Genomic DNA, 18,342 nt, shown 5'->3' with positions numbered 1-18,342 from the left:
CCGCCGACGAAGAACTGGAGAGTGCCGGCCTGAGCACCCGGTACACCGCCGGTGACCGGCGCGTCCAGGGCCGTCCACCCTGCGTCGGGGTGCGCGCTCCGGCGCGGCCGCCGCCGTTCGAGGGGCCTCCGTGGCTCTCTGCGCGCCTTACGGACGTGTGGGCGGCCCCGGGGTGGTCAGAGCCTTCCGAGGCGCTCAGCGGGACGCTGAGACGGTCCTCACCCCTCGCGCCCGGCTCGTACGGCAGGATGGGCCCCATGAGCGTGCGCGAGGACCCACAGGCCCAGCCCGTACGGCCGACCACGGAGGATTCGGTGGCCGCGGCGGGCAGCGAGCTGATCGGCGGCCCGGTCGGGCGCCGGGCCCTGCTGGGCACGAGCTGGTGGACCCCGGTACGGATCATCGCGCTCGTCGCCATCGGGATGTTCGCCCTGGGCATGGTGCAGAAGCTGCCCTGCTACAACGGCGGCTGGTTCTATGGCCCGACCGCCCAGTACACCCACGCCTGCTACTCCGACATACCGCACCTCTACAACGGCCGCGGCTTCGCCGACGACCTCGTCCCGTACTTCGACCGGATACCGGACCGCGTATCCGGCGGGATGGAGTACCTGGAGTACCCGGTCCTCACCGGCCTCCTGATGGAGGTCGCCTCCTGGCTCACCCCGCACAGCGGCAGCCTCCAGACCCGCGAACAGGTCTACTGGCTGGCCAACGCGGCCATGCTCATGGCCTGCACGGCGGTCATCGCGGTCTGTGTGTCCCGTACGCACCGCCGCCGCCCCTGGGACGCGCTGCTCGTCGCCCTGGCCCCCGCCTTCGCGCTCACCGCCACGATCAACTGGGACCTTCTCGCGGTCGCCCTCACCGCCGCCGCCATGCTCATGTGGTCCCGCAGCCGCCCGCTGGCCGCCGGTGTGCTGCTCGGCCTCGCGACGGCCGCGAAGCTCTATCCCGTGCTGCTGCTCGGCCCGCTGCTGGTGCTGTGCCTGCGCGCGGGCCGGTGGCGTGCCTTCTGGGCGGCGACGGGCGGTACGGCGGCCGCCTGGCTGGTGGTGAACGTACCCGTGATGTTCACGACGCAGGGCGGGCTGCACATCCGCGAGGGCTGGAAGCAGTTCTACACGTTCAGTGAGGAACGCCCGGTCGACTTCGGGTCGCTCTGGCTGATCATCTCGCAGCGCACCGGCAACCCCATGGACGACGTCAACACGTACGCCATGATCCTCATGGTGCTGGCCTGCGCCGGAGTGGCCGCCCTCGCCCTGTGCGCACCGCGGCGGCCGCGCTTCGCCCAGCTCGCGTTCCTGGTCATCGCGGCGTTCGTGCTCACCAACAAGGTCTACTCACCGCAGTACGTGCTGTGGCTGATCCCGCTCGCGGTGCTGGCGCGGCCGCGCTGGCGGGACTTCCTGGTGTGGCAGGCGTGCGAGGTGATGTATTTCCTCGGGGTCTGGATGTACCTCGCGTACACCAACAGCGGCGATCAGCACCGGGGACTGCCGCCCGAGGGCTATCAGCTGGCGACCGCGCTGCACTTCGCGGGAACGCTCTTCCTGTGCGCGCTGATCGTGCGGGACGCGCTGGTGCCGGACCGGGACCCGGTGCGCCGGGACGGTTCGGACGACCCGTCGGGCGGCGTACTCGACCAGGCGCCGGACGTGTTCGTCCTGGGCCAGGCGCGGCGCACGGCGCGGTACGAGGGCGCGGCGCTCACGGACTGGGGCGCCGACCGCAGGTGAGCTCCCCCGTGGGAGCCCACCCGGGCCACGGGGCTCAGCGGTCGAGCAGGCGGTCGAACTGCGTCGTGGTGTGGCGCAGATGGGCCACCAGCTCATCCCCCACCTGCGGCGCCGTGACATCGCCCGGCACGAACAGGATGCACACCTGCATGTGCGGCGGTTCGGCGAACCACCGCTGCTTGCCCGCCCAGACGAAGGGCGAGAGGTTGCGGTTGACGGTCGCCAGACCGGCCCGGGCGACGCCCTTGGCGCGGGGCATCACCCCGTGCAGCGCCTTGGGCGCCTCCAGGCCGACGCCGTGGGATGTGCCGCCCGCGACGACCACCAGGAAGCCGTCGGAGGCGGCCTTCTGCTGGCGGTAGCCGAAGCGTTCGCCCTTGGCGACCCGGGTGACGTCGAGCACCGAGCCCCGGTACTCCGTCGACTCGTGGTCGCCCAGCCACAGCCGGGTGCCGATGCGGGCGCGGAACCGGGTCTGCGGGAACTGCTGCTGCAGCCGCGCCAGTTCGTCCGCCTTGAGGTGGCTGACGAACATGGTGTGCAGCGGCAGCCGCGCCGCGCGCAGCCGGTCCATCCACCCGATGACCTCCTCGACCGCGTCGATGCCGTCGGTCCGGTCGAGGGGGAGGTGGATGGCGAAGCCCTCCAGCCGCACGTTCTCTATCGCGGCGTGCAGCTTGGGCAGGTCCTCCTCGGTGACGCCGTGCCGCTTCATGCTGCTCATGACCTCGATCACGACGCGCGCGTTGACCAGGCCGTAGACGCCGTCGACGGACGAGACCGACCGGATCACCCGGTCCGGCAGCGGCACCGGTTCCTCGCCGCGGCGGAAGGGGGTGAGGACCAGCAGATCGCCGCTGAAGAAGTCCTTCATCCGGGCGGCCTCGTAGGTGGTCCCGACGGCGAGGATGTCGGCGCCGATGCGGGCGGCCTCCTCGGCCAGCCGTTCGTGGCCGAAGCCGTAGCCGTTGCCCTTGCAGACCGGGACTATCCCCGGGAACTGCTGGATCACCATCTGCTGGTGCGCCCGCCAGCGCGCGGTGTCGACGTAGAGGGTGAGCGCCATTGGCCGGTCCCGGAACCTTTCTCGTTGCCGCGGTGTATTCGAGGTATGCAGCGTGTGCGGGGGATCAGGAAGTCAGGGTCAGCGGCGGGACATGTAGATGTCGAGCGCCTTGTGGAGCAGCTTGTTGAGGGGGAAGTCCCACTCGCCGAGGTATTCGGCAGCCTGCCCACCGGTGCCGACCTTGAACTGGATCAGGCCGAAGAGATGGTCGGTCTCGTCGAGGGAGTCGGAGATTCCGCGCAGGTCGTAGACGGTCGCGCCGAGCGCGTACGCGTCGCGGAGCATCCGCCACTGCATCGCGTTCGAGGGCCGGACCTCGCGCTTGTGGTTGGCGGAGGCGCCGTAGGAGTACCAGACGTGGCCGCCGACGACCAGCATCGTGGCGGCGGCCACGGCCTCGCCCTCGTGCATGGCGAAGTACAGCCGCATCCGGTTGGGGTCCTCGGTGTTGAGGGCCGTCCACATGCGCTGGAAGTAGCTGAGCGGCCGGGGCCGGAAGTGGTCGCGCTCCGCGGTGATCTCGTAGAGCCGCTGCCACTCGCCCAGGTGCTCGTAGCCGCCCTGGACGACCTCGACGCCCGCCTTGTCGGCCTTCTTGATGTTGCGGCGCCACAGCTGGTTGAAGCTCTTGTGCACGTCCTCCAGGGAGCGGTTCTCCAGCGGCACCTGGAAGACGTACCGCGGCTGGACGTCGCCGAAGCCCGCGCCGCCGTCCTCGCCCTGCTGCCAGCCCATCCGCCGCAGCCGGTCGGAGACCTCGAAGGCCCGCGGCTCGATGTGGGTGGCCTCGACATCGCGGAGCCGCTTCACATCCGGGTTCTGGATACCGGACTTGATCGCGGCGGAGTCCCAGCGGCGGATGATGACCGGCGGGCCCATCTTCACGGAGAAGGCGCCCTGCTGCTTGAGATGCGCGAGCATCGGGCGCAGCCACTCCTCCAGGTTGGGCGCGTACCAGTTGATGACCGGGCCCTCGGGGAGGTAGGCGAGATACCGCTTGATCTTGGGCAGTTGGCGGTAGAGAACGAGGCCGGCGCCGACCATCTGGCCGGTCGCGTCGAACCAGCCGAGGTTCTCCGAGCGCCATTCCGACTTGACGTCAGCCCAGGCCGGGACCTGCATGTGGCTTGCCGCGGGCAGGCTCTGGATGTACGCCAGATGCTGCTCTCGGCTGATCGTCCTCAGGGTCAGGCTCATTGCGGGGCGCTCCTCGGCAGGTGTGTCCCCAGGGTCGGGGCTCCGGCTCTCGCGCCGAAGCCTACTGCGACAGGGACGCGCCCCGTTTGGGCCTGGTGCCAACCGGCCCTCGGGGAGTCAGCCCAGCAGCCCGCCGAAGAGCCCGCCGTGCGCCATGCCGAGGTAGAAGCCGACGCCCGACGCGACGAGTCCGATGATCAGCAGGAAGCGCTCCGCGGTGGTCGCGGAGATCAGCTGGCCCCATGCCCCGCCGATCATGCCGATGAGGCCGGTCCATGAGCTGACCAGGTGGAGGCCGGAGAAATGAGCCGTGACGAAGGAGATCACACCGATCATCAGCGTCGCGACGGCGAGGGCGTTCTCGACGGGATGGGACTTGCCGTCGGTGTCCAGAAAGGAGAGCAAGCCGTGCTGCGGTCGTGCTGCCTGTGCCATGGGGCACCTCCAGGTAGGCCCATATAGGCAGGGCGGCGAACTGTAACGCCGCTCACACCCGATGTGTACAGATTGCGGGCCAAGACGCCCGGATTTCAAGCGGGAGGCAGGAGGCGGGTACTGTGTACGGTCTGCGGTGGTGTCTGCACAGACGCCATGGCACAACGCATCACGACCCTCCTGCCACGGAACGACCGTGGCCGCTGAGTCCAAAGGAGGTGGGTTCCACATGCGTCACTACGAGGTGATGGTCATCCTCGACCCCGATCTCGAGGAGCGTGCTGTCTCCCCGCTGATCGAGAACTTCCTTTCCGTTATCCGCGAGGGCAACGGCAAGGTCGAGAAGGTCGACACCTGGGGGCGTCGTCGTCTCTCTTACGAGATCAACAAGAAGCCCGAGGGCATCTACTCGGTCATCGACCTGCAGGCCGAGCCCGCGGTCGTCAAGGAGCTCGACCGCCAGCTGAACCTGAACGAGTCGGTCCTCCGGACCAAGGTCCTCCGTCCCGAGACCCACTGACCGCGTAAGCGTTCAGCGGTCACCGGGCCGTATCGCAACGAGTAGCAAGCAGCCCAGCAGTACCCGCCGAGAGGTTCCCCAATGGCAGGCGAGACCGTCATCACGGTCGTCGGCAATCTCGTCGACGATCCCGAGCTGCGCTTCACCCCCTCCGGTGCGGCGGTCGCGAAGTTCCGTGTCGCGTCCACTCCTCGTACGTTCGACCGTCAGACCAACGAGTGGAAGGACGGCGAGAGCCTCTTCCTCACGTGCTCGGTGTGGCGGCAGGCCGCGGAGAACGTGGCCGAGTCGCTTCAGCGCGGTATGCGCGTCATCGTGCAGGGCCGGCTGAAGCAGCGGTCGTATGAGGACCGTGAGGGGATCAAGCGCACGGTCTACGAGCTGGATGTCGACGAGGTCGGTGCCAGCCTGCGCAACGCCACGGCCAAGGTCACCAAGACCACCGGGCGCGGTGGCCAGGGTGGCTACGGCGGCGGTGGCGGCCAGGGCGGCGGCGGTGGCGGCGGCTGGGGCGGTGGCCCCGGCGGTCCCGGCGGCGGTCAGCCGCAGGGCGGCGGCGCTCCGGCCGACGACCCGTGGGCGACCGGCGCACCGGCCGGTGGTGGCCAGGGCGGCGGTGGCGGCGGCTGGGGCGGTGGCTCCGGCAGCGGCGGCGGCTACTCGGAAGAGCCGCCCTTCTAGGCCCGGACGCGATGTTTCACGCGGTTTCACGTGAAACATCGCCCGGCCTGGTCTGGGCGACCAGCACAAACTTCTTGATCACACTGGAGAGAGACAATGGCGAAGCCGCCTGCTCGCAAGCCTAAGAAGAAGGTTTGCGTGTTCTGCAAGGAGAAGATCTCCTACGTCGACTACAAGGACACGAACCTGCTGCGGAAGTTCATTTCCGACCGCGGCAAGATCCGTGCCCGCCGGGTCACCGGCAACTGCACTCAGCACCAGCGCGATGTCGCCACGGCCGTGAAGAACAGCCGTGAGATGGCGCTGCTGCCCTACACGTCCACCGCGCGATAAGGGAAGGGTGACCGAGTCATGAAGATCATCCTCACCCACGAGGTCTCCGGCCTCGGTGCCGCCGGTGACGTCGTGGACGTCCGTGACGGCTACGCCCGTAACTACCTGGTTCCGCGTGGCCTCGCGCTCCGCTGGACCAAGGGTGGCGAGAAGGACGTCGAGCAGATCCGCCGCGGTCGTCGCATCCGCGAGATCGCCACGATTGAGCAGGCCAACGAGGTCAAGGCCCGGCTCGAGGGCGTCAAGGTGCAGCTGAAGACCCGCGCCGGCGAAGCCGGCCGGCTGTTCGGCTCCGTCACCCCGGCCGACATCGCCTCGGCGATCAAGGACGCGGGTGGCCCGGACGTCGACAAGCGTCGTATCGAGGTGCAGCAGCCGATCAAGACCCTGGGCGCGCACCAGGTGTCGGTCCGGCTGCACGCCGAGGTCGCCGCGAAGGTTGGCGTCGAGGTCGTCGCCGCCTGACGCAGTGCTCGGCTGAGCTGAGCATGTGAGAGGGCCGCACTCCACGGGGGTGCGGCCCTTCGCGCTGTGTGGCCCCGCCGTACGGTCCCGCCACCGTCGTACGGACCCGTCGTACGGACCCGTCGTACGGACCCGACGTGCGGCTCAGGCCCGGGTCGCGCCCGTGACGATCCAGCGCCCGGAGCGGGCGCGCAGCCAGAGGGTCGCCAGCCGGACCGACATCATCAGCGCCATGGTCCACCACAGGGCGGTCAGTCCCCCGCCCCACGTGGGGACGAGCAGCGCGACCGGGGTGAAGGCGGCGAGCGTGACGATCATGGCCCCGGCGAGATACGGGCCGTCGCCCGCGCCCATCAGCACTCCGTCGAGGACGTAGACCACACCCGAGACGGGCTGCACGAGCGCGGTCACCAGCAGCGCGGGCAGCAGGGCGTCCCGGACCGCGGCGTCCGTGGTGAACAGTGGGATGAACAGCGGGCGGGAGGCGATCACCAGCAGCCCGAGCACGATGCCCGCGGCGATGCCCCACTGCACCATGCGGCGGCAGGCGGCGCGCGCCCCCTCGGCGTCGCCCGCGCCCAGATAGCGTCCGATGATGGCCTGCCCCGCGATGGCGATGGCGTCCAGCGCGAACGCCAGCAGGCTCCACAGGGTCAGCACGATCTGGTGGGCGGCGACCTCGGTGTCCCCGAGGCGGGCCGCCACGGCCGTCGCGATCAGCATCACGGCGCGCAGCGAGAGCGTACGGACCAGCAGTGGGGCCCCGGCGTGGGCGCAGGCCCGGATCCCGGCGGCGTCGGGACGCAGCGAGGTGCCGTGGCGCCGGGCTCCCCGGACGACCACCACGAGGTAGACGGCGGCCATGGCCCACTGGGCGAGCACCGTGCCCCAGGCGGAGCCCGCGATGCCGAGCCCGGCGCCGTAGACGAGGCCCGCGTTCAGCGCGGCGTTGGCCGTGAAACCGCCGATGGCCACGTAGAGCGGGGTGCGGGTGTCCTGGAGGCCGCGGAGCACCCCGGTGGCGGCGAGCACCACGAGCATCGCGGGGATGCCGAGGGTGCTGACGCGCAGATAGGTGATGGCGTACGGGGCGGCGGTGTCGGAGGCGCCGAAGAGGTCGACGAGGCCGGGCGCGGTGGGGAAGGCGGCGGCGATGACGGCGGCGCCGAGCAGCAGGGCCAGCCAGATGCCGTCCATGCCCTGCCGGATCGCGCCGGGGAGGTCACCGGCGCCGACCCGGCGGGCCACGGCGGCGGTGGTGGCGTAGGCGAGGAAGACGAAGATGTTGACCGCGGTGGTCAGCAGGGCGGCGGCGACGCCCAGACCGGCGAGCTGCGGGGTGCCGAGATGGCCGACGATGGCGCTGTCGACCATGACGAAGAGGGGCTCCGCCACGAGTGCGCCGAAGGCGGGTACGGCGAGGGCGACGATCTCGCGGTCATGCCGGCGGACGGTGTTCCGCGCGCTCGTGGGGGCCTGTGTCATGGAGGCAATCTAATCTTCCACAGGTAAGAGACACAAGACGTCAGCAGTCCTTACATGACGGCGCTCGCGACACTCTTCTCTGCGCCGTTTGTCGTGATCTTGCATCGGGTGTGGAAGTTTTTCTTCTGCACAGCCCCTGGATAGAGAAAGTGCAGGTCAGGGCGGTGGCGCTGGGGTGATTGTGTGTTTGTCCACAGCGCTGTCCCCCGGCCCGTGCACAGGTTCGCGCGACTTCTCCACAGGATGGATCGCATCATCCACATGGCCTGTGGATAACCGAGTTGGCCGGTGGCCCCGACAGGCCTACCGTTATCCGGCGCCCGCCATCTGTTCCGGCCTCGAATCCACCAGAACTCGACGTGTCGTGAGCGGAAGCCGGGCGCCCTGTGTGTCGTAGCCGTGCCGTAAGACTGAAGGCGTCGCGGCGTGATCCGTACCGCGGACGGGAGGAGGTGGCGGGGTGAGCGTGCCCGAGCCCATGGACGACCCATGGGCGGACTCCGGCCCGCCCGACTTCCCGTCCCCCCGCTTCCGCCGCGGCGAGGGCGGTGGCCGCGGCGAGGGCGGCCGGGGCCGTGACGACCAGCATGACCGCGGCCGCGACGGCGGCGGCTCCTGGGAGGGATCCGGCTTCGAGCGGGTCCCGCCGCAGGACCTCGACGCCGAGCAGTCCGTGCTCGGCGGCATGCTGCTCTCCAAGGACGCCATCGCCGATGTGGTGGAGGTCCTCCAGGGCAAGGACTTCTACCGCCCCGCCCACGAGACCGTCTACCAGGCGATCCTGGACCTCTACGCGAAGGGCGAGCCCGCAGACCCGATCACGGTCGCGGCCGAGCTGACCAAGCGCGGCGAGATCGCCAAGGTCGGCGGCGCCTCGTATCTCCACACCCTGGTCCAGTCGGTCCCCACCGCGGCCAACGCCGAGTACTACGCGGAGATCGTCCACGAGCGCGCCGTGCTGCGGCGCCTGGTCGAGGCCGGCACCCGCATCACCCAGATGGGATACGCGGCGGACGGGGACGTCGATGAGATCGTCAACAACGCCCAGGCGGAGATCTACGCCGTCACCGAGCAGCGGACCAGCGAGGACTATCTGCCGCTCGGCGACATCATGGAGGGCGCGCTCGACGAGATCGAGGCGATCGGCTCGCGCAGCGGCCAGATGTCCGGGGTGCCGACCGGCTTCACCGACCTGGACTCGCTGACGAACGGCCTCCACCCCGGCCAGATGATCGTCATCGCCGCCCGGCCCGCCATGGGCAAGTCCACCCTCGCCCTGGACTTCGCACGGGCCTGTTCGATCAAGAACAACATGCCGAGCGTCATCTTCTCCCTGGAGATGGGCCGCAACGAGATCGCGATGCGTCTGCTGTCCGCCGAGGCCCGGGTGGCGCTGCACCACATGCGCTCCGGCAGCATGACCGACGAGGACTGGACCCGGCTCGCCCGGCGGATGCCGGACGTCTCCCAGGCCCCGCTGTTCATCGACGACTCCCCGAACCTGTCGATGATGGAGATCCGCGCCAAGTGCCGTCGGCTCAAGCAGCGCAGCGATCTCCAACTGGTCGTCATCGACTACCTCCAGCTGATGCAGTCCGGCGGCGCCCGGCGCCCCGAGAGCCGTCAGCAGGAGGTCTCGGACATGTCGCGAAACCTGAAGCTGCTGGCCAAGGAGCTGGAGGTGCCGGTGATCGCGCTCTCCCAGCTGAACCGTGGTCCCGAGCAGCGCACCGACAAGAAGCCGATGGTCTCGGACCTGCGGGAAAGTGGCTCCATCGAGCAGGACGCCGACATGGTCATCCTGCTGCACCGCGAGGACGCGTACGAGAAGGAGTCCCCGCGCGCGGGGGAGGCCGACCTGATCGTGGCCAAGCACCGTAACGGCCCCACGGCCACCATCACCGTCGCCTTCCAGGGCCACTACTCGCGCTTCGTGGACATGGCTCAGACCTGATCCCGGTGTAGGGTCTGTCGGATTCTCATCGCGTCGCGCGCTGAGCGACGACGTTTGCCCCGTACGTGGGGTTTGATCTCATTCTCCTGGTCCGGTTCTCGCGGTACCTGTCACGGTCGTTTCGGTAGGCGCGCTGAGCCAGGGGTGGCGATGGATCTGGGGCTGGTCGACGTCGAGTGGGCTGACGGCGAGGGCGGGTCACGACATCGGACAGCCAGTGAGGCCGTCGAATAATCCCGTACCGTGCCACCGGTGGACGTGCAGACTTGCCCCATGGCGGACATGAGGGCGTTCCAGGACGCGGTCACCAGCTGGGCGACTGGGGGTCCCGACGGGCCGGCACGGGATCTGGCGGAACGCCTGGGGGTACGGACCGCGGTGCTCCTGGAAGGGCTGAGCGATCTCGCGGCTGTCGAGGCGCTGGCCGCTCGGCGTGGCCGGGACCTGGCTGCCGAGGGAGTGTGTGTCGTGCCGATGGGTGGGGCGATGAGCGTCGGCCGCTATGCCAGGCTCCTCGGGCCGCCCGGCCTCGGTCTGCGCCTGACAGGATTGTGCGACGAGGGCGAAAAGGGCTTCTATGAGCGCGGTCTGACGCGGTCACAGGCACCGCTCCAGGACATCTACGTGTGCACCGCAGATCTGGAGGACGAACTCATTCGCGCGCTCGGCACGGCAGGAATCGAGGAGATCTTCCGCGCTGAGGGCGACTTCCGTGCCTGGCAGTCCTTCCAGTGTCAGCCCGCACAGCGCGACCGGCCCCGGTATCAGCAGGTGCGGCGCTTCCTCGGTACGAAGAAGGGCCGCAAGATCCGCTATGGCCGTCTCCTTGTCGAGGCTCTCAACCCGGACCGGACACTGCCCCCGCTCGATGGCCTCCTCGCGAGCCTGTGAGGGCGTGGACGGACGGCCGCTTCGAGCGTGCTCGACGGCGGACGAGCGCGGGCTTCATCAGTTGACCGGGTGGCAACGGCTGGGCAGGCTCCAGCACGAGCCGCCTGCCTCTACCGGGAGACCTACGGATGACTTCTCGCCTGCACGCGCTCTGTTTCGATGCGCACGACCCGCTCCGTCTCGCGCGCTTCTGGGCGGACTTTCTCTGCTGGGAGACAGCCGAGGGCTCCTCCGACGACATCACGCTGCTGCCCAGCGATGAGACCGGGTTCCGACTCCGCTTCCTCCCGACCCAGGAGCGGAAGACCGGCCAGAACCACATGCACTTCGATCTGACGAGCACGTCCCTCGACGACCAGAAGCAGGTGGTAGAGAGGGCGCTCCAACTCGGCGCCCGGCACATCGACATCGGGCAACGCCCGGAGGAGGGGCATGTGGTGCTCGCTGACCCCGAGGGCAATGAGTTCTGTGTCATCGAGCCGGGCAATAGCTTCCTCGCCGAGTGCGGATTCATTGGAGCGCTGGCGGGCGATGGTTCGCAGGAGGCCGGGTACTTCTGGAGCCGAGCGCTGGGCTGGTCATTGGTCTGGGACCAGGACCAGGAGACCGCGATCCGCTCACCGCACGGTGGTCCGAAGGTCACGTGGGGTGGTCCACCCCTGATGCCGAAGACGGGGAAGGAACGGCTGCACTTCGACCTCGCTCCACCGGCCGGCAGTGACCAGCAGACGGAGGTCGATCGGCTCGTCTCCCTCGGGGCAACGCGCATCGACATCGGCCAAGGGGACGTCGACTGGGTGGTGATGGCCGACCCCGACGGTCACGAGTTCTGTGTGCTGGCCCCCCGATAGGCCTCAGAACCCTTCCGGCCAGGAAGATCGCCGCAGAGGGAATGACACGGCGGTGAGACACAACTCATGGGTCAACCCATGAGACAACCAGTGAAGTCGCAGTTCACAGCGCCAAGCTATGCCACAGGCGGCGAGATCCTACAGGCGCGGCGCCAGGTCGGCGGCCTTGCGCGCGCGTCGTGCGAAGACCTCCTCGCGGCGCTCCTCCATCTGCCGGATCGCGTCCTTGCGGTCCCGCTGGGAGAGCCGGTCGAGGTAGGTGTGGCCGAGTAGGTGGTCGGTCTCATGCTGCAGACACCGGGCGAAGTACCCCCGCCCCTCGATGACCAGCGGGGCGCCCTCCTGGTCGAACCCGCGGACGACGGCACGATCGGTGCGGGGAACCTCCTTGGCGGCGCCCGGCACGGACAGGCAGCCCTCGATGTCGTCGACGAGTCGGCGGTCACCCGGACCGGGCAGCTCCAGAACGGGGTTGATGACGTGGCCGACATGCCGGACGCCCTCGTCGTCCGGGCAGTCGTACACGAACAGCCGCAGGTCGATGCCGACCTGATTGGCGGCCAGGCCCGCTCCGTCGGCCACGTACATGGTCAGGAACATGTCGTCGATCAGCGCCGACAGCTCCGCGGTCCCGAACGCGGTCACCTCCCGGCACGGACGGCTCAGCACCTCCTCGCCCACCACCGTGATCCTGCGAACCGAGCCCCGTTCCATGGCGGTCTCCCCTTTTCGCGCGCTGCTTGCCAGATGCTTTGCAAAGTAGCAGGCTTTGCAAAGTGGCTGAAGATGAAGTGACTGAAGATGACGTCAGCTTGCGCGACCATCACGTCCGCACCGATCTGCTCGACCTGCTCGCCGAGGTCGGCACCGTCACGGCGACCGAAGCCGCCGCCCGGCTGGGCTACAGCTCCGGGCTCTGCTCGTTTCATCTGCGGCAGCTCGCGCGCCACGGGTACATCGAGGAGGCCCCCCACAGCGGCGGCCGGGCGCGTCCCTGGCGGCTGAGGCAGCGGCAGACCACCGCGGCCGCCGGGAGCGCGGAGGAGCGGTTCGGCGACCTGGCGCGGGGGCTGGAGGACGAGAGCTGGCGGCGGTGGCTGGCCCAGCGGGACGAGGCGCCTCCCGCATGGCGCCACGACGAGGCCTTCAGCGCCGTCGCCTATCTGACGCCCGACGAGATGAGCCGCGTCGCGGACGTCATACGGCGGGCGCTCGCGCCCTACCAGGACCGCGAGCAACGCCCCCTGGCCCGGCCCGAGGACGCTCGCCCGGTGGCCCTCATCACCCGGCTCTTCCCGCTGCTGCCCCACACCCCGGACGGCGCGGAACAGGGCTGAGGAGCGGTCGGGCGGGGCACTTCGTTTGCTGTTTCGGCGAAAAACTTTGTCTTGTGGTCATATGAGCGGCCACGGTGTGCGCATGGACGCACAGTTCTGGGACGACATGTATCGCAGCGCCGACCAAATCATGAGCGGCAACCCCAACGGAGTGCTCGTCACCGAGGTCACCGACCTGGTGCCGGGGCGGGCGCTCGACATCGGATGCGGTGAGGGCGCCGACGCCATCTGGCTGGCCCGGCGCGGCTGGCAGGTCACCGCGACCGACATCTCCCACACCGCGGTGGAACGCGCCGCCGCCACCGCCCCGGACCTCTCCGGCCAGGTGACGTGGACCCAGGCCGACCTGAGCGTGACGCCGCCCCCGGCCGCCGCGTTCGACCTGGTGTCGGCCCAGTACTTCCCGCTCCTGCGGCGGCCCGAGCACACCGCGCTGCGCGGTCTGCTCGACGCCGTCGCCCCCGGCGGCACCCTGCTCTACGTCGGCCACGACCTCGCCGTCCTGCCCCCACGCATGCCGAACGGCATCGCCCCCGGCGACTTCTACCAGCCCCGCGAGATCGCCGAACTCCTCGGCGGCGACTGGACGGTCCTGGTCGACGAAATCCGGCCGCGCACCGCCTCCGCCCCGCCCGGCACTCCCCACACCCATGACACCGTTCTGCGCGCGCGGCGCCTGCGGTAGGCCGTAGGCTCCCCGTCCATGACCGAGCCGAGCGATCTGCTGACCACCCGGACGTTCTACAACGCCATCGCCGACGACTACGCGGAGATGTTCAAGGCCCCGCTGGACAACATGCCGCTGGACCGGGCCATGCTCGGCGCCTTCGCCGAGCTGGTGCGGGAGGGCGGGGCGGCCGGGCCGGTCGCCGATCTCGGCTGCGGTCCGGGGCGGGTGACGGCGTATCTGCACGGCCTCGGGCTGGACGTCTTCGGTGTCGACCTCTCGTCGGGGATGCTCGCGGTGGCGCGGCGGGAGCATCCGGAACTGCGGTTCGACGAGGGGTCGATGACCGGGCTGGGCCTGCCGGACGGCGCCCTCGGCGGCATCGTCGCCTACTACTCCCTCATCCACACCCCCGCCGAGCGGCTGCCCGAGGTGCTGGCCGAGTTCCACCGGCTGCTGGCGCCGGGCGGCAATCTGCTGGTCGCCTTCCAGGTCGGTGACGAGCCGCTGCACCTGGCCGAGCCGTTCGGCCACCCCGTGTCGCTCGACTTCCGCCGACTGTCGCCCGACGGGATCGCCGCGCTGCTCGAAGGGGCCGGGTTCGCCGTACGGGCCCGGCAGGTGCGCGAGCCGGAGGGCAGGGAGGTGGTTCCGCAGGCGATTCTGCTGGCCCGTAAGCCGGAAGCGCGCCCCGCGGAAACGCCGTAGCCCGGCGGCGGCTCAGAGCGCGTCCGCCAGCTCCTGCAGCAGCCGCCGCTTGGGCCGGGCCCCGACCATCGACCGCACCGGTTCGCCCGCCCGGAACAGCATCAGCGTCGGCATCGAGAGCACTCCGTACGCCGCCGTCGTCTCCGGGTTGGTGTCCACGTCCAGCTGGACGACCTTCAGCCGGTGCCCCTCCTCCCGGGCGATCTCGGCCAGCACCGGCGCGATCATGTGGCAGGGCGGGCACCAGGCGGCCGTGAAGTCCACGAGCACCGGCAGCCCGGCCGTCAGCACCTCCTCGGCGAAGGTGGCGTCCGTGACCGGGGGCACTTCCCCGGTCCGAGTCCGTGTCATCTCGTTCATCCCCTCTGTCAGCCTGTCTCGTGTGGTGTCAGCTCGCAGCGCGGCTCCGGCGCCCCGCCGGGCGCGGTCGCCGCCGCCTCCAGCGCCGACCGGGCCCGCTCCGCCTGGGCGAGCTGCGCCCCGACCTGCCGCCGTACGTCGCTCAGCCGCGCGACGCAGTCGTCCAGCTCGGCCAGCTTGCGCCGGTAGACCTCCAGCGACGCCGGGCAGGAGTCACCGGCCGGATGGCCGGAGCGCAGGCACTCCACGAACGGCCGGGTCTCCTCCAGCCCGAAGCCGAAGTCCTGCAGGGTGCGGATCTGCCGGACCAGCCGGACGTCGTCCTCGTCGTACGCCCGGTATCCGTTGCCCGTGCGCCGCGCGGGCAGCAGTCCGATCGACTCGTAGTAGCGCAGGGTGCGGGTGGTGGTACCCGCCCGTTCGGCCAGCTCTCCGATCCGCATGGCCCCGACCGTAGACCTTGCCGCCGACGTCAAGGCCAGACCTTTCCGGTCGCCTGCTATGCCGCTGACGGTGCGGAATCCGGCCCGTAGGGTGCGGGCATGACCGCATCCGAGGACTTCGCGGAGCTGCTGCCCGCCACCCGCCGCGCCCTGCTCCACCGCGTCGCCGTCGGCCAGTCCGAGGGCCGGGCGCCCTCCCTGGTGGGGGCCGTGATGCGGGAGGGGCAGCTGGTGTGGACGGGGGCGCGGGGGCGTACGGACGGGCGGTTGCCCGACGCCGACACCCAGTACCGGATCGGTTCGCTGACCAAGATGTTCACCGCCGTGCTGGTGCTGCGGCTGCGCGACGAGGGGCTGTTGGACCTCGGGGATCCGCTGGCCAAGCACCTGGAGGCGCCCGAGGCGGAGGGTGCCACCATCGCCCAGCTCCTCGCCCACACCTCGGGGCTGGCTGCCGAGGCGCGCGGTCCGTGGTGGGAGCGCACACCGGGCGCGCTGCGTCCCGAGACGGCGGACATCTTCGGCGAGCGCCCCCTCGTACACCCCGCCGGACGCCGTCACCACTACTCCAACACCGGCTTCGCCCTGCTCGGCGCGCTCGTCGAGCGGCTGCGCGGCGCGGACTGGGCCGATGTTCTCGCCCGCGAGGTGCTGGAGCCGCTTGGGATGACGCGTACGTCCACGGAGCCGCGCGCTCCGCACGCCGGGGGCTGGGCCGTTCACCCCTGGGCGGATGTGCTGCTGCCGGAACCCGCCGAGGACACCGGGCGGATGGCGCCCGCCGGAGAGCTGTGGTCGACCGCCGCCGACCTGGCCCGATTCGCCGCCTTCCTGCTGGACGGGGACGAGCGGGTGCTCGGCGCCGCGACGCTCGCCGAGATGCGCGCGCCCGCCGCTCCGCCCGAGGGCCGGGACTGGGACGGCGGCTACGGCCTCGGGGTGCAGCTCGCGCGGCGCGAGGGCCGGTTCCTGTACGGCCATGGCGGCTCCATGCCTGGCTTCCTGGCCACCCTGTGGGTCAGCGCGGACGACCGGCTGGCCGGGATCGCGCTGGCCAACGTCACCTCGGGGCCCTCCGTCGGCTCCGTCGCCGCCGACCTCGTACGGATCACGGCGGAGCACGAGCCGCCGATCCCCGCCCCCTGGCGGCCGCTGCCCGAGGCCGATCCGGCGCTGCTGGCGCTGACCGGGTCCTGGTACTGGGGCCCGACGCCCTTCCTGCTGCGGCTGTGCGCCGAGCGCGGCCTGGAGCTGTCGCCGGTCTCCGGAACGGGCCGCGGCTCGCGCTTCCGGGCCGAGCCGGACGGCACCTGGACCGGCCTCGACGGCTACTACGCGGGGGAGACGCTGCGCGTGGTCGTAGGTGCCGAGGACGGTACGCCCGGCCATCTCGACCTCGGCACCTTCGTGCTGACGCGGGAGCCGTACGCCCCGGAGGGCGCGGTTCCCGGGGGCGTCGACCCGGACGGCTGGCGGCCCCGCCCGCTGTAGGACGTACGGCTGGAGAGCGGGCGGCTGGAGAGCGGGCGGCTGGAGGGCGTGCGGCTGGAGGGCGGGCGGCGCGTGCGGCCCGTCACGGCGCGCGCCGGGTCAGCCGAGCGGGAGCTTGAAGCCGAGGTGACTGGCCTCGAAGCCGAGCCGTTCGTAGAAGCGGTGGGCGTCGATGCGGGTCGCGTCCGAGGTGAGCTGCACCAGCGCACAGCCCTGGCGGCGCGACTCCCCGACCGCCCACTGGATCAGCTCGGTGCCGAGGCCGTTGCCGCGTTCGTCGGCGTGGATACGGACGGCCTCGATGATCGAGCGGGTGGCGCCGCGCCGGGAAAGTCCGGGCACCACGGTGAGCTGGAGGGTGCCGACCGTACGCCCGTCCCGGACCGCGACGACCAGATGTTGGTTTGGGTCCCGGTCGAGCCGCTCGAACGCGGCCCGGTAAGGCGCCGGGTCGTCCGGCGACTCCCGCTTGGCACCCAGGGGATCGTCGGCGAGCAGGCCGACGATCGCGGATATGTCCTCGGCGGTCGCGCGCCGGATCTCGAAGTCGGTCACGCCCGCGAGCCTACGCGGCCGCTCACAGCCCTTCCACGGCCGCCACCAGAGGCGCCAGTTCGGGCCGCAGGGCGGCCTCCCGGAGCGCTTCGCGCAGGGCGGCGTCGTGCGTCGGACGCGCCTCCTCCAGCAGCTTCAGCCCCTCGGGGGTGACGTTCGTGTAGATGCCGCGGCGGTCGCCCGGGCAGATGTAGCGGGAGAGCAGATCGCGGTCCTCCAGCCGGGTGACCAGCCGGGTGGTGGCGCTCTGGCTGAGCACGACGGAGTCGGCGAGCTGCTTCATCTGCAGATGCCCGCCGTCGCCGTCGTGCTGGCCGCTGAGCACGTTCAGCACCGAGAACTCGCGGACACTCAGCTCGTGCCCGGCCTGCAGCGCGCGCTCGATGTGCGCTTCGAGGCGGCCGTGCAGGGAAGACAGCGCGCACCAGCCCTGGGCGAGGGCCTGCCCGGACGGCGGGGCGGCGGTGCCGTGCGGCTCGTCCGGCATGGAACCCATCCCTTCGGTTTCCTTCTGTTTCCTTCGCTTCCTCGCCCGCCTTCGATTCTTTCGGCTTCTTCGAAGGCGTCGGCGGGTGAGTCGCTCCCAGGATAATCCTGCCGCCAAAAATGCCCGCGTATGCAACTATCCAGCCACCCGTCGCGGTACGGGGCGGCGGCCGCGCGCCCGCCGCCCCCGCGCGGTCAGCCCCCACGGCTTGACCACCGAGATCGCGGTGAGGAAGGCGTAGACGCCCAGGCTGACCGACGGCGCCAGGATCAGATCGGTGGCCGCTCCGACCGCCCGGCCCGCCGCCACGTCGGCCATCGCCGCGTCGATCCGCGCGCGCAGCGCGAAGGCGGTCGCGGCGGTGGTCGCGAGCGTCAGCCAGAGCTTCACGTACACCCAGCGGTAGCGGGCCAGGCCCCAGGGCGTGCCGAGGGCCAGCACCACCCCGCTGATCAGGGAGAGCAGGCTGACCGGGATGAGCAGCCAGTCCCCGAGGACGTTCATCGACCGGTACGCCCCTTCGGCGGCCTCGGCCGACCCGGCCGTGGCCCCGGCGATGCCCAGGGCCAGCACGCCGAGCGTCAGCCCGAGCCAGCCGACGGAGACGACCACATGCACGACGAGGAGGGCCCGGCGCACGGGCCGTTTCAGCTGTTCCATGCGCTCACGGTCGC

22 protein-coding genes and 1 pseudogene are annotated in these 18,342 nt (G+C 70.6%); 12 read left to right on the top strand and 11 right to left on the bottom strand.

All coding sequences use genetic code 11. The features are described from left to right. Window positions 1-83 (bottom strand): annotated as a pseudogene (locus ACWC5C_RS30430) (NAD(P)-binding domain-containing protein); the annotation flags it as partial. 174 nt (window positions 84-257) lie between these two features. Between ACWC5C_RS30430 and ACWC5C_RS30425 the strand changes: the two are divergent. After that, window positions 258-1,742, top strand: a complete 1,485-nt coding sequence (locus ACWC5C_RS30425) for a glycosyltransferase family 87 protein (protein WP_450880573.1) — start codon at window positions 258-260, stop codon at window positions 1,740-1,742. A gap of 34 nt (window positions 1,743-1,776) precedes the next feature. On the opposite strand, the gene ACWC5C_RS30420 is transcribed toward ACWC5C_RS30425, so the two are convergent. From ACWC5C_RS30420 to ACWC5C_RS30410, 3 genes are all read right to left on the bottom strand, one after another. Continuing rightward, window positions 1,777-2,808 (bottom strand): alanine racemase, encoded by a 1,032-nt coding sequence (locus tag ACWC5C_RS30420; protein ID WP_385443341.1) that lies wholly within the window; start codon window positions 2,806-2,808, stop codon window positions 1,777-1,779. A gap of 78 nt (window positions 2,809-2,886) precedes the next feature. Then, on the bottom strand, window positions 2,887-4,005 hold the full coding sequence (locus tag ACWC5C_RS30415) for a lipid II:glycine glycyltransferase FemX (RefSeq protein ID WP_385443339.1): 1,119 nt from the start codon (window positions 4,003-4,005) through the stop codon (window positions 2,887-2,889). Window positions 4,006-4,122: 117 nt separating this feature from the next. Next, window positions 4,123-4,440, bottom strand: a complete 318-nt coding sequence (locus ACWC5C_RS30410) for a hypothetical protein (protein WP_450880570.1) — start codon at window positions 4,438-4,440, stop codon at window positions 4,123-4,125. Between the two features lie 229 nt (window positions 4,441-4,669). Here ACWC5C_RS30410 and rpsF point away from each other — a divergent pair, with 229 nt between their 5' ends. The 4 genes from rpsF (at window position 4,670) to rplI (ending at window position 6,439) form a co-directional block, all read left to right on the top strand. Then, window positions 4,670-4,960, top strand: coding sequence for a 30S ribosomal protein S6 (rpsF, locus tag ACWC5C_RS30405; protein WP_009716508.1), 291 nt, complete (start codon window positions 4,670-4,672; stop codon window positions 4,958-4,960). Between the two features lie 81 nt (window positions 4,961-5,041). After that, on the top strand, window positions 5,042-5,641 hold the full coding sequence (locus ACWC5C_RS30400) for a single-stranded DNA-binding protein (protein ID WP_450880568.1): 600 nt from the start codon (window positions 5,042-5,044) through the stop codon (window positions 5,639-5,641). A gap of 96 nt (window positions 5,642-5,737) precedes the next feature. Continuing rightward, window positions 5,738-5,974: a 30S ribosomal protein S18 gene (gene rpsR / locus ACWC5C_RS30395; RefSeq protein WP_003978893.1), complete on the top strand. Its 237-nt coding sequence runs from the start codon at window positions 5,738-5,740 to the stop codon at window positions 5,972-5,974. Window positions 5,975-5,992: 18 nt separating this feature from the next. Continuing rightward, entirely contained in the window at window positions 5,993-6,439 is a 447-nt protein-coding gene (gene rplI, locus ACWC5C_RS30390) for a 50S ribosomal protein L9 (RefSeq protein WP_385443333.1), read from the top strand. A 144-nt stretch (window positions 6,440-6,583) separates the two neighbouring features. On the opposite strand, the gene ACWC5C_RS30385 is transcribed toward rplI, so the two are convergent. Next, window positions 6,584-7,924, bottom strand: coding sequence for an MATE family efflux transporter (locus tag ACWC5C_RS30385; RefSeq protein ID WP_450880565.1), 1,341 nt, complete (start codon window positions 7,922-7,924; stop codon window positions 6,584-6,586). Between the two features lie 460 nt (window positions 7,925-8,384). Here ACWC5C_RS30385 and dnaB point away from each other — a divergent pair, with 460 nt between their 5' ends. From dnaB to ACWC5C_RS30370, 3 genes are all read left to right on the top strand, one after another. Continuing rightward, the gene (dnaB, locus tag ACWC5C_RS30380; protein WP_385443329.1) at window positions 8,385-9,878 is read left to right on the top strand and encodes a replicative DNA helicase; all 1,494 of its coding nucleotides are present in this window, start codon (window positions 8,385-8,387) and stop codon (window positions 9,876-9,878) included. Window positions 9,879-10,151: 273 nt separating this feature from the next. Then, window positions 10,152-10,769 (top strand): TOPRIM nucleotidyl transferase/hydrolase domain-containing protein, encoded by a 618-nt coding sequence (locus tag ACWC5C_RS30375; RefSeq protein WP_450880585.1) that lies wholly within the window; start codon window positions 10,152-10,154, stop codon window positions 10,767-10,769. A gap of 128 nt (window positions 10,770-10,897) precedes the next feature. Then, a complete protein-coding gene (locus tag ACWC5C_RS30370) occupies window positions 10,898-11,620 on the top strand; it encodes a VOC family protein (RefSeq protein ID WP_450880563.1) in 723 nt (240 codons plus the stop codon). Between the two features lie 138 nt (window positions 11,621-11,758). Here ACWC5C_RS30370 and def read toward each other — a convergent pair whose 3' ends face one another. Continuing rightward, window positions 11,759-12,334 (bottom strand): peptide deformylase, encoded by a 576-nt coding sequence (def, locus tag ACWC5C_RS30365; RefSeq protein ID WP_450880561.1) that lies wholly within the window; start codon window positions 12,332-12,334, stop codon window positions 11,759-11,761. Window positions 12,335-12,411: 77 nt separating this feature from the next. Between def and ACWC5C_RS30360 the strand changes: the two genes are divergently transcribed. The 3 genes from ACWC5C_RS30360 to ACWC5C_RS30350 all read left to right on the top strand — a co-directional run bounded on the left by ACWC5C_RS30360 (window position 12,412) and on the right by ACWC5C_RS30350 (window position 14,332). Continuing rightward, complete coding sequence (locus ACWC5C_RS30360) at window positions 12,412-12,957, top strand: winged helix-turn-helix domain-containing protein (RefSeq protein WP_450880559.1); 546 nt, start codon at window positions 12,412-12,414, stop codon at window positions 12,955-12,957. 82 nt (window positions 12,958-13,039) lie between these two features. Further along, window positions 13,040-13,642 carry a class I SAM-dependent methyltransferase gene (locus tag ACWC5C_RS30355; RefSeq protein WP_450880557.1) on the top strand — a complete coding sequence of 201 codons (603 nt, stop codon included), beginning with the start codon at window positions 13,040-13,042 and terminating at the stop codon, window positions 13,640-13,642. 18 nt (window positions 13,643-13,660) lie between these two features. Continuing rightward, window positions 13,661-14,332 carry a class I SAM-dependent DNA methyltransferase gene (locus tag ACWC5C_RS30350; RefSeq protein ID WP_450880555.1) on the top strand — a complete coding sequence of 224 codons (672 nt, stop codon included), beginning with the start codon at window positions 13,661-13,663 and terminating at the stop codon, window positions 14,330-14,332. Window positions 14,333-14,344: 12 nt separating this feature from the next. On the opposite strand, the gene trxA is transcribed toward ACWC5C_RS30350, so the two are convergent. Together trxA and ACWC5C_RS30340 are read right to left on the bottom strand one after the other, a co-directional pair. After that, window positions 14,345-14,683, bottom strand: coding sequence for a thioredoxin (trxA, locus tag ACWC5C_RS30345; protein WP_450880553.1), 339 nt, complete (start codon window positions 14,681-14,683; stop codon window positions 14,345-14,347). 17 nt (window positions 14,684-14,700) lie between these two features. Continuing rightward, a complete protein-coding gene (locus ACWC5C_RS30340; protein ID WP_450880551.1) occupies window positions 14,701-15,135 on the bottom strand; it encodes a MerR family transcriptional regulator in 435 nt (144 codons plus the stop codon). A 99-nt stretch (window positions 15,136-15,234) separates the two neighbouring features. Between ACWC5C_RS30340 and ACWC5C_RS30335 the strand changes: the two genes are divergently transcribed. After that, on the top strand, window positions 15,235-16,626 hold the full coding sequence (locus ACWC5C_RS30335; RefSeq protein WP_450880549.1) for a serine hydrolase domain-containing protein: 1,392 nt from the start codon (window positions 15,235-15,237) through the stop codon (window positions 16,624-16,626). A 99-nt stretch (window positions 16,627-16,725) separates the two neighbouring features. Here the strand turns inward: ACWC5C_RS30335 and ACWC5C_RS30330 are convergent, their stop codons facing one another. From ACWC5C_RS30330 to ACWC5C_RS30320, 3 genes are all read right to left on the bottom strand, one after another. Then, the gene (locus ACWC5C_RS30330; RefSeq protein ID WP_450880547.1) at window positions 16,726-17,181 is read right to left on the bottom strand and encodes a GNAT family N-acetyltransferase; all 456 of its coding nucleotides are present in this window, start codon (window positions 17,179-17,181) and stop codon (window positions 16,726-16,728) included. A gap of 22 nt (window positions 17,182-17,203) precedes the next feature. Next, a complete protein-coding gene (locus ACWC5C_RS30325; protein ID WP_450880583.1) occupies window positions 17,204-17,668 on the bottom strand; it encodes a MarR family winged helix-turn-helix transcriptional regulator in 465 nt (154 codons plus the stop codon). Between the two features lie 135 nt (window positions 17,669-17,803). Next, window positions 17,804-18,328, bottom strand: a complete 525-nt coding sequence (locus ACWC5C_RS30320; protein ID WP_450880545.1) for a DUF2269 domain-containing protein — start codon at window positions 18,326-18,328, stop codon at window positions 17,804-17,806. Between the last annotated feature and the right edge of the window lie 14 nt (window positions 18,329-18,342).

This window comes from Streptomyces sp. NPDC001700 (assembly GCF_053596435.1).
Note: the sequence above shows the minus strand (reverse complement) of the source record. Positions and strands in the feature narration are given on the sequence as shown.

Excerpts from the sequence above, each read along its gene's own strand:
- ACWC5C_RS30425 (WP_450880573.1), top strand. The coding sequence starts at position 258 with ATGAGCGTGCGCGAGGACCCACAGGCCCAGCCCGTACGGCCGACCACG.
- ACWC5C_RS30420 (WP_385443341.1), bottom strand. The coding sequence starts at position 2,808 with ATGGCGCTCACCCTCTACGTCGACACCGCGCGCTGGCGGGCGCACCAG.
- ACWC5C_RS30415 (WP_385443339.1), bottom strand. The coding sequence starts at position 4,005 with ATGAGCCTGACCCTGAGGACGATCAGCCGAGAGCAGCATCTGGCGTAC.
- ACWC5C_RS30410 (WP_450880570.1), bottom strand. The coding sequence starts at position 4,440 with ATGGCACAGGCAGCACGACCGCAGCACGGCTTGCTCTCCTTTCTGGAC.
- rpsF (WP_009716508.1), top strand. The coding sequence starts at position 4,670 with ATGCGTCACTACGAGGTGATGGTCATCCTCGACCCCGATCTCGAGGAG.
- ACWC5C_RS30400 (WP_450880568.1), top strand. The coding sequence starts at position 5,042 with ATGGCAGGCGAGACCGTCATCACGGTCGTCGGCAATCTCGTCGACGAT.
- rpsR (WP_003978893.1), top strand. The coding sequence starts at position 5,738 with ATGGCGAAGCCGCCTGCTCGCAAGCCTAAGAAGAAGGTTTGCGTGTTC.
- rplI (WP_385443333.1), top strand. The coding sequence starts at position 5,993 with ATGAAGATCATCCTCACCCACGAGGTCTCCGGCCTCGGTGCCGCCGGT.
- ACWC5C_RS30385 (WP_450880565.1), bottom strand. The coding sequence starts at position 7,924 with ATGACACAGGCCCCCACGAGCGCGCGGAACACCGTCCGCCGGCATGAC.
- ACWC5C_RS30375 (WP_450880585.1), top strand. The coding sequence starts at position 10,152 with ATGGCGGACATGAGGGCGTTCCAGGACGCGGTCACCAGCTGGGCGACT.
- ACWC5C_RS30370 (WP_450880563.1), top strand. The coding sequence starts at position 10,898 with ATGACTTCTCGCCTGCACGCGCTCTGTTTCGATGCGCACGACCCGCTC.
- def (WP_450880561.1), bottom strand. The coding sequence starts at position 12,334 with ATGGAACGGGGCTCGGTTCGCAGGATCACGGTGGTGGGCGAGGAGGTG.
- ACWC5C_RS30355 (WP_450880557.1), top strand. The coding sequence starts at position 13,040 with ATGGACGCACAGTTCTGGGACGACATGTATCGCAGCGCCGACCAAATC.
- ACWC5C_RS30350 (WP_450880555.1), top strand. The coding sequence starts at position 13,661 with ATGACCGAGCCGAGCGATCTGCTGACCACCCGGACGTTCTACAACGCC.
- trxA (WP_450880553.1), bottom strand. The coding sequence starts at position 14,683 with ATGACACGGACTCGGACCGGGGAAGTGCCCCCGGTCACGGACGCCACC.
- ACWC5C_RS30340 (WP_450880551.1), bottom strand. The coding sequence starts at position 15,135 with ATGCGGATCGGAGAGCTGGCCGAACGGGCGGGTACCACCACCCGCACC.
- ACWC5C_RS30335 (WP_450880549.1), top strand. The coding sequence starts at position 15,235 with ATGACCGCATCCGAGGACTTCGCGGAGCTGCTGCCCGCCACCCGCCGC.
- ACWC5C_RS30325 (WP_450880583.1), bottom strand. The coding sequence starts at position 17,668 with ATGCCGGACGAGCCGCACGGCACCGCCGCCCCGCCGTCCGGGCAGGCC.
- ACWC5C_RS30320 (WP_450880545.1), bottom strand. The coding sequence starts at position 18,328 with ATGGAACAGCTGAAACGGCCCGTGCGCCGGGCCCTCCTCGTCGTGCAT.